The 11,649-nt window shown below is 56.1% G+C and carries 11 protein-coding genes and 1 other RNA gene; 8 read left to right on the top strand and 4 right to left on the bottom strand.

What is annotated here, in order from left to right; all coding sequences use genetic code 11:
• The first annotated feature begins 21 nt into the window (after positions 1-21).
• Positions 22-444, top strand: a complete 423-nt coding sequence (locus ACI5FR_RS28185) for a hypothetical protein (protein WP_405460727.1) — start codon at positions 22-24, stop codon at positions 442-444.
• 145 nt (positions 445-589) lie between these two features.
• Positions 590-1,135 (top strand): NADPH-dependent FMN reductase, encoded by a 546-nt coding sequence (locus tag ACI5FR_RS28180; protein ID WP_405460791.1) that lies wholly within the window; start codon positions 590-592, stop codon positions 1,133-1,135.
• A 168-nt stretch (positions 1,136-1,303) separates the two neighbouring features.
• Here ACI5FR_RS28180 and ACI5FR_RS28175 read toward each other — a convergent pair whose 3' ends face one another.
• Entirely contained in the window at positions 1,304-2,494 is a 1,191-nt protein-coding gene (locus tag ACI5FR_RS28175) for a putative glycoside hydrolase (protein ID WP_405460725.1), read from the bottom strand.
• Between the two features lie 200 nt (positions 2,495-2,694).
• Between ACI5FR_RS28175 and ACI5FR_RS28170 the strand changes: the two genes are divergently transcribed.
• Positions 2,695-3,864: an MFS transporter gene (locus ACI5FR_RS28170; protein WP_405460723.1), complete on the top strand. Its 1,170-nt coding sequence runs from the start codon at positions 2,695-2,697 to the stop codon at positions 3,862-3,864.
• A gap of 383 nt (positions 3,865-4,247) precedes the next feature.
• Here the strand turns inward: ACI5FR_RS28170 and ACI5FR_RS28165 are convergent, their stop codons facing one another.
• The 3 genes from ACI5FR_RS28165 to ACI5FR_RS28155 form a co-directional block, all read right to left on the bottom strand.
• On the bottom strand, positions 4,248-5,087 hold the full coding sequence (locus tag ACI5FR_RS28165; protein ID WP_405460721.1) for a YitT family protein: 840 nt from the start codon (positions 5,085-5,087) through the stop codon (positions 4,248-4,250).
• Positions 5,088-5,200: 113 nt separating this feature from the next.
• A complete protein-coding gene (locus tag ACI5FR_RS28160; RefSeq protein WP_405460719.1) occupies positions 5,201-6,040 on the bottom strand; it encodes a DUF4247 domain-containing protein in 840 nt (279 codons plus the stop codon).
• A 52-nt stretch (positions 6,041-6,092) separates the two neighbouring features.
• Positions 6,093-6,653: a DUF4178 domain-containing protein gene (locus ACI5FR_RS28155; RefSeq protein WP_405460717.1), complete on the bottom strand. Its 561-nt coding sequence runs from the start codon at positions 6,651-6,653 to the stop codon at positions 6,093-6,095.
• Between the two features lie 417 nt (positions 6,654-7,070).
• Between ACI5FR_RS28155 and cshA the strand changes: the two genes are divergently transcribed.
• The 5 genes from cshA to sleB all read left to right on the top strand — a co-directional run bounded on the left by cshA (position 7,071) and on the right by sleB (position 11,586).
• Positions 7,071-8,672, top strand: coding sequence for a degradosome RNA helicase CshA (gene cshA / locus ACI5FR_RS28150; RefSeq protein ID WP_405460714.1), 1,602 nt, complete (start codon positions 7,071-7,073; stop codon positions 8,670-8,672).
• A 154-nt stretch (positions 8,673-8,826) separates the two neighbouring features.
• Complete coding sequence (locus tag ACI5FR_RS28145) at positions 8,827-9,696, top strand: YesL family protein (protein WP_405460712.1); 870 nt, start codon at positions 8,827-8,829, stop codon at positions 9,694-9,696.
• 90 nt (positions 9,697-9,786) lie between these two features.
• A non-coding RNA gene (gene ssrS, locus ACI5FR_RS28140) (6S RNA) lies at positions 9,787-9,971 on the top strand.
• Positions 9,972-10,024: 53 nt separating this feature from the next.
• Positions 10,025-10,684 carry a fructose-6-phosphate aldolase gene (fsa, locus tag ACI5FR_RS28135; RefSeq protein WP_405460711.1) on the top strand — a complete coding sequence of 220 codons (660 nt, stop codon included), beginning with the start codon at positions 10,025-10,027 and terminating at the stop codon, positions 10,682-10,684.
• 131 nt (positions 10,685-10,815) lie between these two features.
• On the top strand, positions 10,816-11,586 hold the full coding sequence (gene sleB / locus ACI5FR_RS28130; protein WP_405460709.1) for a spore cortex-lytic enzyme: 771 nt from the start codon (positions 10,816-10,818) through the stop codon (positions 11,584-11,586).
• Positions 11,587-11,649: the final 63 nt, after the last annotated feature.

Here is an 11,649-nt window from a genome sequence, read left to right as displayed (position 1 = left end):
CTTCGGCCAAGGAGGTGTACGATGAAACGATTGTTTGCTTCTACCCAGCTGCTGGTCATGCTGCTCATCATTGTTTTACTGATGGGCTTCAGCTACGTGGGACTGCCGGGTCGGCTTGAACTGACCCCATCGAATATTCTATCCGTTGCTGTCGATACGGAAGAGAGCAGCCGCTATATCCCGTATAAGGACCCGGACAAAATTCAGGCGGCCGTGAAGGCGCTGACCACAATGCAACGAGTGGACGACAATAATAGTAGTATAGTAAGAAACGCAGACGAAAAGCGGGTTACATTTACGATCCGTGTCAATTTCAAAGATAGCTCGACCCAATCTTACTTTGGCGAATATTATGCCCAAGAAAAAGCTTACATCATCCATCCGTTTCGATCCGGGGGCGCATATAGAGTAGAGAAGGCGGTCCTGGATCCATTATTCCAATAAATAAATGCAATGCGGAATTCGCCCCGGCTCATCGGTTGAGCTGGGGCGTTTTTCGTTGGACGGACGCCCGGGTTGCAAGCCGATTGTTTACCAACTAAAATGTATAGAAAGTATACTTTTATAATGCAAAGGTGGCCTAATCGTGATGAACATCGCAATGATCGCGGGCAGCAATCGCCGGGAGGCGACGAGCACGAAGCTGTGCAAATATCTCAAGCGGGAGCTGGAGGCGCTCGGGTGCACTGTGGCGCTGCTCGACTTGTACGAGCTGACGCTCCCATTCTATACGTCCGACAACAAAAACCCGAACGATGCGAATCTGCAATATTTGAAGCAAACCGTGCTGCAGGCGGATGCCGTCGTCTTGGCCACACCCGATTACCATGGAAGCGTCTCCGGGGTGCTGAAGAACGCGCTCGATCACCTGGGCTTCGATCATTTCGACAGCAAGGCGGTCCTTTCGGTCAGCTCATCGGGAGGGGCGGTCGGCGTCAGTCCGCTGCAGCAGCTGCAAGTGATCGTGCGCAATGTCCACGGGATCAACTGCCCGGAATGGATCTCCATCGGCGCCGAGAACCGGGTCTTCGACGAGAACGGCGTTCCGGCTAATGCGAAGATCCAAGAGAGGGCGGTCAAGACGCTGCGGTACTTCGTCCAGATGGCGGCTCAGCTGAGAAAGTCTGCGACATAAAGTGGGAAACAATAATCGAAATGATGATGACTGGAGCAGGCACCCGAGGTGACCTGCTCCTGCTCATTGCAAGGGACGGGGGCACCGCCGGGTTTTCAATGAATCGGGATGAGGGAAGAAAAGCCCTTCACGGACCGTTTGCAATTAAGTAGTGACAAGTCTTGCAATTTACTTCATCCCATAATCCACGCCAGGCGTATAGCTGTTCCCGGCATTCCACAGCAAAAACTCCTCGATCCCGCTGTCATGGAGCGCCCGAAGCTGCTCCTCTACTTCATGCTTGCCGTATTTGATATAGCCCTGCACCCAAGAGGCGGTAAAATCCTGCAGCCAAGGGCGGACGATCGGTTTCAACGCTTCGAGCGGCCCGATTTTGGCCAGCGTGTCGTGCATCGCCCCATGAATCGTCGCATAAGGGGCGGCATCCGGCACCTTCGAACCAAACCAGCCGGGGCCATAATGACTCGGGTAGACCATCGGCGCAATGACGTCCACATACTTCGAGATCTTCTCGAAGTCCTGGCCGATGCCTTCGGCGGCGGGCACGGAGGCGGCGTAGCCGAAGATGTCGACCGATACCCGCACCCCGAGCGGAGACAGCTGCTCATGAGCCTTCTTCACGAAGTCGGCCACGACATCGGTGCGCGCCCGGTCGTCATGCGTGTACTGCAGCTTGTCGGCCCGCGTCTCGAAGCCTTCCGGGAACCGTACATAATCGAACTGAATCTCCTTGAATCCCGCCTTGGCCGCTTCCTTCGCCACGGCGATGTTGTAGTCCCATACTTCCGTCCGGTAAGGGTTCATGAAGCTGTCGGGCGGGCTTTTGCCGTTGTTCCACAGTGTCCCGTCCGGATTCAGAAACGACAGGTCCGGCCGCTGCTTGGCGAGCACCGAATCCTTGAACACGACAATCCGTGCGATCGGATATACATCGTGGTTCTTGAGCTTCTCCATCAGGGCGGCCATATTCGGTATGATTTTCTGCGTCGTCCCCAGCGCCTCCAGCTCGGGGTTCCCGGTCGGGTACGTAATGTAGCCGAAGTCGTCCTTCACGTCGATCACGACGGCGTTCAGCTCGGTGTCGTCCAACAGCTTGAGCAGCGTCTCCATCCGGGAGCCAGCTGCGCTATGCGCCGTCACGTAGAGGCCCTTCACGAGAGGCGCCTCGTTCTTCTGCGGATCCTGCTTCACGAACGTATCCCTGGCCGCCGCCTGACCTTGGCTTTGCGCGAGCTCGGCTTGTTGCGCCGCCCGGGCACCGTCCGCGTACGCTTGCAGCATTTGCTCCATCGTCATGTCCGGCTGCGAACCGGCTATCGATCCCCATAGGGACAGCAGTGCCGCCACCAATAGTTCCATGTGCCCTCACCCGATTTCCAATGTAAAATAAGTCCCTCGCGATATGCATATTCGGGATGTCCTATAATTATAAATTGAGGGTGATAAACGCGGTAAGGGGAATTTGTAGGATTTTGTTGAATTGCGGACCGACATCCGGTAGGATTAAGCGGGCGGGGTTGCGAGAAAGGAAAAAGCGGCCCCTGGAGCGGAGAAAACCGATGACGGACAACAGCCGGATTGTGACTTTGAAAGGGATCGTATTTGCCTACTACGCCGTTCAGGCGCTATTGCTTCCTTACCTTCCCGGGTATTTCGGACTTCGGGGGTATTCCGCCATCCAGATCGGGTGGCTGATGAACATCGGACCGTTCATGGCTATGTTCGCCCAGCCTGTGTGGGGCTTGATCAGCGACCGGTATCGCTCCCTGAAGGGGGTCATTCTCCTGCTGTGGGGGCTCACGATCGTATCCAGCGTCGGACTCTTCACCCTGGATGCGTTCCCGGCGGCCGTTTTGTTCGTACTGCTGTTGTACTTTTTCATGTACCCGGCCGTGCCGATACTCGACAACCTGATCGTCAAGACGGCCCAAGGGTCCGGGCGCAGCTACGGATCGATCCGGCTGTGGGGCTCGATCGGATTTTGCTCGGTCGCGTTCACGAGCGGATATGTGCTGACGTGGGTCGGCGGGGTCGAGAGCGTCCGCTATTTGTTTTGGGGCTGGTGGATCTTGCCCATCGCCCTGATGCTCGTATTCCGCGATCGGCCCGCTCAGGCGACGTCCCGGCCCGTTCAGCTGCGGGATATGACCATTCTGTACCGCAACCGGAAGCTGCTCTGGTTCCTCGTCCTCGTGCTGATCGTGTCGATTCCGCATCGGATGAACGATGTGATGATTACGTTGCTGCTGGCCGACCTAGGCGCCACGGAGCGGGGACTCGGGATGGCTTGGTTTTTCGCCGGGGTCAGCGAAATTCCTACATTCGCCTTGCTCGGCCGGTATATGTATCGGTTCAATGAGCTGACGGTTATGGCGATCGCGGCCTTGCTGTACTCGCTTCGCTGGATTGTGTACGGTTCGGTGAGCGATCCCGATGTCCTGATCGTCCTCCAGGCGGCGCATTCCATCACCTTCGCCGTGTTCTGGATTGCGGCGGTGTCCTACTTGGTACGGCTCGTCCCCGAGGAATTCGGCTCGACGGGACAAGCGATTCTGTCCTCCATCTTCCTGGGACTGGCCGGGATCATGGGCGGGCTCGGAGGCGGCTGGGTCATGGAGCTGTGGGGGAGAACGCCGCTCTACTACGGCAGCGCGGTCATTTGCTTCGTCGGAGCGCTCTTGCTCTACGGCACGCAGTATGTATGGAGCAGGCGGAGCGCCGGGCTATAACCAAAGAAAAGACGCCCTCATTGGAGGAAGGCGTCTTTTTGATGTTCAGAGATGCTGTACTGCACGATTTCCATAACATCCTGCGACTCCAAGGATTCGAGTCCGTTGCGGAGCACAATGTCCGAATTCAACTCGCTGGAGCGAAGAAATGGATACAACTCGGGTGTTAATTTCAATACAATCCTGGACAGTTTAACGGTTTCCATCTTCGTCACCTTCCAATCCTTCGAATTTGAATTCGCGATTAGAAAATACAAAATTTGGAGCCAAAGCGGTAAACCAGAACTATATGAAATTACACTTTAAGTATAGCATATTTCAACCAAAGCTGCCGATGATTTTCCCGGGAGACATGCCTTATTTTTACTTATCTCTCATCCGATTCACATTCTCGCGCGCCGAAACTCCCCGATCACTTCGACGGTTTCCACGATATTCACCCACGCCTTCGGGTCGACCTCCCGCACGATTTTGCGCAGCTCGGCCAGCTCGTACCGGGTCGTGACGGTCATCAGCATGTCTTGCGGCTGGCGGGTAAACGCGCCCTCGGTTTTCACCAGCGTCACACCGCGCGGCATACGGTGCAGCCGTTCAATTATTTGCTCCTTGAATTGGGTAATGATGAAGGCGGTAATTTTGAGCTGGCGGATATGAATCGTATCGACCACTTTGCCGGTAATGAAAATGGACAGCATCGAACGCATGGCGAGATCCCAATTGAATAAATATCCGAGGGCGAACACGACCGAGGAATTGAGCAGGAAGATGGCGGTGCCTAGCTGAAAATTGCGGTTCATTGTCAGAATGAACCCGACGATGTCAAAGCCGCCGGAGGAGCCGCCCGCGCGAAGGGAAATCCCGCTGCCGATGCCGATCAGCACCCCGCCGAATACGGCCCCGAGCAAGGGATCTTCATTGAAATTGTCGCTCGGGAGCAGCTGCATGAACCAGGTGGTAAGCACGACCGAGAAGACGCTGTATAGGATGAACCGGCGGCCCACGACGATCCAGCCCCAGATCAAAATCGGGAGGTTGAAGAGGAAGTACAAATAGCCGATATTCCAATTGGCGAAATAGCCCACGATCATGGAGATCCCGGAAACGCCTCCGCTTAGCAGCTGATGCGGGATTAGAAACAGATTGAACCCCGCGGCGATGAAGAGCGCCCCGATGGCGATCGCAAGCAGATTCAGCAACGTGCGGACATTGAGCAGCCTGTTCATGGGCATCCCTCCAACCCTTAGTATGGCTGAGGGGATAGCCCGGTTATGTAAGACGGGCATGAAAAAAACCGCAGACTTGGAAGTCTGCGGCATTCTGGCTGGAACCCTCAATACTATCGCCTCTTCGAAGAGAACCCGCCGGTTTTCTTAGACGTGCTCGGCTTGCTCGACGATTTGACGCTTGGCGTAGAGCCGTCGTTCTTCCGCACTGTAGAGGAAGAGCTGCTGCTCTTCGTCGAGGAAGAGGAGGAGGACGACGATGTTGACGGCTTCGTCGTGAAGTTGCCGGTCGAGCCCGAGCTCGACGGCGCGGTACTGGAGGCGCTGGAGCTGCCGCTCGAGGCCGTGTCCTTGCCGGTGCTCGACCCGCTGGAGCCGCTAGAACTCGAGCTGCCCGTGTTGCCCTTCGATGTGAAGCTGCCGGTCCCGCTCGTCGTACTCGGCTGTTTAGTGGTATCGGACTTGCCGGCTTGCGTTTGCTGCGTGGCTTTGCCGGACGTGCCGTACCCTTGATACGTCGGGCTGCCCCGTGAAGAAGCTTGCTTGGACCAGTTGTTGCCGAAAATCGTATCGATCAGGACGGCGGTCAGATAGCCTTGCAGGAATGAAGAATCGTAATGATCCCGGGCGTATTCGATCGAATCGATCTCGATAATGGAATTTTTGTCGTTCTCCGGGTCTTTCTGCACGTTGATGATCCGGTTGTCGTAGACGAGGAACATTTGCTCCGTGCTATCTTTGCTGAGCTCCCGCGGTTTTTCCTTGTCGGCGATCGCGTGAGCCGTCTCGGGAACCGTCTTGCCCTCGGACAGATACACCTTGGCCGCGGACTTGCCCTTGCCGTCCACGTCGACTAGCGGGTAATTATCCCGGACATAGCTGCTCGCGTTCGTACAGCCGGCCAGCAAGGCGGCCGTCAGCAGGAAGGCCAGCCAAAGGCGCCAACTTCTCATCTGACGCTCACCTCCAATTCATTTCGGGGAACCGAACCCGATACACAATAAATCACTTACGCGCACCGGTCTGGTTGGTGGACTGAAGACGCTTGATCTCAGCGGTCGGAATGCGGTTGCCCTGCATCGCGACGAACTTGCCGTCCTGCCACTGCAGGAAGAAGTGCTGCGTCTCGTCGGCGAAATAACGCCAAAACAACACCTCGTCGCCGCTCCGGAAATCAGTATTGCCCTCGGTCCGGCTCACGTCTTTGCGGTCATACTCGAGCTCGTACGTCGTCTCTCCATCCAGCACAAGCGTAGTCGGCACGTTGCTCGGATCGTCCAGCGCGCCCTCGATGAATTCGCACAGGAAGCAGTCCATCGTGCGGCCTTTCTCGACGAGCAGGCAATCGATTTTGCGCCCGTTGCGCAAATAATACGCGAACCGGTGCGGCGCATAGCCCCGGTCGAAGTAAATGACTTTGCCCGTAATGACGTACTCCTCGAGGTCCACGCTTAAAATATCGCCGACGGTAGCGGCTTCCAACGGATCCGCCGCGGATGCCGGGGACGGATCCGGTTTTTGGTTCTGGCTTCTCAGGATCGAGCCGATTCGCTTCCAAACAGACATAGTGTTTCTCTCCTCATGGTCCATTTCTTGTGAAGACCCACATCATCGAGTTGCATCGATATTCGCTTGTTCTATTATACGGGATTGCGGACCGCTTCGTTGCAAAAATTTAATGGCAAGTACGGTTTACGGCAGTTTTTGCATGTTAGGCGCCGCGGCACTGGAAATGTACGAACTAGCTGTGTTATAATAACAAAGATATTCTTAAGTTCGGCTAGTATTTTCCAGGCGGAAAATGCTTTTTTTTGCGAGTTACGATCAGTGTTCCTGATCTTGAGCGGACTTTGGCTGCGAGCCGATTGGAAAAAGGTTACAATTCGGAGAATCCAATGTCACCGATAAAAGTCGATCTTAAGGGTAAATTTAATACTTGGTAAGGGATATTAGAAGCCCTCAGAGTAAAGGAGTATAGTCCATTTGAAAGCTTTTGCAGATTTTGATCTCGACCCGAAGGTATTACGAGCCATTACGGAAATGGGTTTCGAGGAGTCGACCCCGATTCAGGAGAAGACGATTCCGCTGGCCCTGGAAGGCAAGGATTTGATCGGTCAAGCACAGACCGGTACAGGCAAGACCGCCGCATTCGGCATCCCGGTGATCAACCGCATCGATGTGACGGAAGACCGCATTGTAGCATTGATTATGTGCCCTACGCGGGAATTGGCGATCCAGGTCGCCGAAGAGATCGGCAAGCTCGGCCGGTTCAAGGGCATCCGCTCTTTGCCGATCTACGGCGGGCAAGACATTGTGAAACAGATCCGCGCGCTGAAGAAGAGACCGCAGATCATTATCGGTACCCCGGGGCGTCTGCTTGACCACATCAACCGCAAGACGATCAAGCTGGACAGCGTCTCGACCGTCATCCTCGACGAGGCCGACGAGATGCTGGACATGGGTTTCATGGAGGACATTCAGACGATTCTGAGCCTCGTGCCGGAAGAACGCCACACGATGCTGTTCTCGGCGACGATGCCCGAGAACATCAAGAAGCTCGCCAAGCAATTCCTGCGTGAGCCGGAACACGTCTCGGTCATTCCGAAGCAAGTGAGCGCTCCGCTCATTTCGCAATACTATATCGAGCTGCATGAGAAGCAGAAGTTCGACGCGCTGTGCCGCCTGCTGGACATGGAGTCCCCGGAGCTCGCCATTATCTTCGGCCGGACGAAGCGCCGCGTCGACGAGCTGTCCGAAGCGCTGCAGAAGCGCGGCTATTCGGCGGAAGGCCTGCACGGCGACTTGTCGCAGAACCAGCGTGACCATGTGATGCGCAAGTTCCGCGACGGCAGCATCGATGTGCTGGTGGCGACGGACGTGGCCGCACGCGGCCTGGACGTATCGGGCGTGACCCACGTCATCAACTTCGACCTGCCGCAAGACCCGGAGAGCTATGTGCACCGGATCGGCCGTACCGGCCGCGCCGGACGCGAAGGCAGCGCCTGGACGTTCGTGACGCACCGCGAGATGGATCATCTGCACTTCATCGAGAAGCTGACCCGCCACAAAATCGCACGCAAGCCGGTGCCGAGCATGGCCGAAGCGATCGAAGGCAAGCAGCGCGTAACGGCGGAGCGCGTCCTGGAAGTGGTCAGCGCTGACAACTTTGGCGAGTTCAAGGGCATGGCCATTCAGTTGCTGGAGCAGTATGACTCTGTCCAGCTCTTGGCAGCCGCTATGAAGCTCTTGACGGGCGAGAAGCGCGACATCGAGATCGAGCTGACGCCTGAGGATCCGCTCCGTGCCAAGAAGCGCCGTCCGGACGTGCGCAGCTCGGGCCGCAGAATGTCGGGCTCCTACGTGCGCGACGGTCAAGGCGGCGGTCGCGGCGGGTATGGCCGCAGCGGCGAAGGCTACCGTGGCGGCGAAGGCTATCGCGGCGGCAGCGGCGGCGGCTCCTCCCGGGGCGGCAGCGGCTATCGGAGCAGCAGCTACGACCGCAATCGCGATGGCGGCGACCGCCGTCGCAGCGACGGTGGCGAAGGCCGGCGTCCCAGCGGATCCAAGGAATTCGTGAACACCTAAACCGCTCTTCCAGCCTGTGCAAAGCAACGTCTTTGCACAGGTTTTTTTGTTGCCTGGACCGCATATCCGACGGCGTGCCACAACATTGTTTTGCATTTTCCGAACCGGATAAGTTATGATGAGAGTGGACATGCAGTTGAAGGAGGACTTCGGTTTGGAATTTCGTGGAATTATGGGTGGGTTTTACAAAATATCGGAATGGATCATGCGGCTATCCGTCATTAACGTGCTCTGGGTCGTCTGTTCGTTCCCGTTCTTCTACTTGGTGCTGGCCGGGCTGATCGCCGTCTCCGAGAACCCCGATGTCGGCATGCAGTCGCTGACGCTTATCGCGATCGTGACACCGTTTACATTGTTTCCCGCGACCGCGGCGACATTCACGATCGCCCGCAAGTGGGTAACCGGCGATGCGGATGTGCCACTGTTCAAGACGTACTTCCGCGGCTACAAGGAGAATTACCTCCAGAGCATGCTGGGCGGCATTTTCTTTATCCTGTTTTATGTGATCCTTTATGTGAACTATACGTTTTACCTGAAGCAGAGCAGCACGCTTAGCTTGCTGTCGGTGCTCTTCATTATTTTGCTCGTAATCCTGACGTGTGCGATGTTCCATTTCTTCTCGCTGATGGTTCATTTCCACATGAAATTTTTCCAACTGCTCAAGAATGCGGTGCTGATCACGATCGGGAACCCGATTACGACGATTTTGCTCATTGTGACGAATGCCGCCATCATCTACATCAGTGCGACCAAGTTTACGTTCCTCATCCCGTTCTTCATGGGAAGCTTGCTCGCCACCGTTTCGTTCTTCTACTTCCACCGGATTTTCGACAAAATCAAGACACGGTCCGAGCGGGAGCAGAAGGAGCAGGAGGAGAAGGCGGCCCAGGAGGAAGCCGAGCGGCTGGAAGCGGAGGCGGCTCATGGCGATGAGCACCGTGCGGAGGAGTTCCGGGCCGATTCAGATGCGGATGGGACCGTAGAACGCCGTCCATCGGAGGAGAGCGAGACGGATCGCAAGTAAGCGCAACCTCTGCCATCACTGCCACAGAACCCGGGTTTACTTTTGCCGGCGGTACCCCTATAATAAAAACTACAATTGAATGAATCGCGAACACTCCTGCGATGTTCGTCACGATTTTCCGAATGTTTTAAACCAATGAAACATTGTTCGGGAGTCCAACTATTACCGTCCCGATGACATGCCCTCGAAAAGGGACTTCAGACTGCCGGTTGCGGACACCCACCTGCGAGAGCGGGTTTGAAACAAGAGAATCGAACGACATAGGCGGGTTTTCTTTTGTCTACAACGCTGTTTACAGCGAAATACATACAGGTGGTGACCCGTAGCTATGAAAATGTTCATCGACACAGCGAACATAGAAGAAATTCGCGCGGCGCATAAGCTGGGTATCTTGTCCGGGCTGACGACCAACCCGTCGCTAATCGCGAAGGAAGGCAAAGATTTCTTCGAGACGCTCAAGGAAATTATCTCGATCGTGGGTCAAGAGCTGCCGATCAGCGCGGAAGTGATCTCGCTGCAGGCCGAGGAAATGATCGAACAAGGCCGCAAGCTGGCGGCGATCAGTCCGAACATTGTGGTGAAAATTCCGATGACCGCGGACGGCCTGCAGGCGACTCGCGGCTTGACCGACCACGGCATCAAGACGAACGTTACGTTGATTTTCAGCTCTACTCAAGCTCTGTTGGCGGCTAGAGCAGGTGCGACTTACGTCTCCCCGTTCATCGGACGGCTGGACGACATCAATCAAGTGGGCATGAATCTGATCCGCGAGATCAGCGACATTTTCCAGATTCATGGGATTAAGAGCGAAATCATCGCAGCCAGTGTCCGTCATACGGCTCATGTGATCGAGGCGGCGCTGGCCGGCGCCCATATTGCCACCGTCCCTTACAAGGTCATCCAACAGATGATCAAGCATCCGCTCACCGACCAGGGCATCGAGAAGTTCACGGCCGACTGGGAGGGCGCGAAGCTGAGCAAGTTCTAATCGCGCGGCCGGCCGCCGCGGCGAGATAGTAAGTGCGTAAGTGCATGGATTTGCATAGTTTGCCTGGATTCCCTTCATACTAACTAAGATGCTGGACCAAGTTATCTTAGTCGCTATGGAGGGTTTTTGGCGTGAACAAAAAGAGACGTGTGAAAACAGGATGGATCGTCATCAGCTTCTTCGTCATGGTTGTCGCGGTCGCCGTTTATTTGCCTCGAGCTTCGTACTCGTTCGGGAATACGGAGATTCGTTACGGGGCTACGGGCGGAGACGTGTACGAGCTGCAAGGGCGGCTTCAATATCTCGATTATTACCGGGGGCCGATCGACGGGGATTTCGGCTGGCAGACGCTCCGGGCAGTCAAAGACTTTCAATTCAATTTCGGCATGAAGGTGGACGGCATTGTCGGGCCTAAGACAAAATTGCGATTATACAACGCGACGACCTCATGGGCTCCGGGCATGACAGGCCCCGGCGGCGGCGGTGGGGGCGGGGGCGGTGCAGCGGCGCCGTCGGGGGGCGCGAGCTTGCCGAGCGGCATCAGCATCAGCGATCAGGATATCCGGATTATGGCGCAGGCCGTGTATGGAGAAGCGCGCGGGGAGCCTTACGTCGGGCAGGTGGCGGTCGCAGCGGTTATCCTGAACCGGGTGCAGAGCTCGTCGTTCCCGAACACCATCTCGGGCGTCATTTTCCAGCCTGGGGCATTCACCGCAGTAGCGGACGGCCAAATCTGGCTGACGCCCAATGATACGGCGCTGAAGGCGGTTCGCGACGCCATTAACGGGTGGGATCCGAGCGGAGAGGCGCTGTATTACTTCAATCCTGAGACGGCCACCTCGGCCTGGATCTGGACCCGGCCGCAGATCAAGCAGATCGGCAAGCATATATTCTGCAAATAGGCTTGCGCTTCGGCGGATATATGATACAATACTTCTCATTAGAGACGTACTAATGAGGGGGAC

Source organism: Paenibacillus sp. HJGM_3 (assembly GCF_045062745.1).
In the GTDB taxonomy this organism is placed as follows: domain Bacteria; phylum Bacillota; class Bacilli; order Paenibacillales; family NBRC-103111; genus Paenibacillus_AA.
This window is presented reverse-complemented; position numbering and strand designations above follow the sequence as displayed.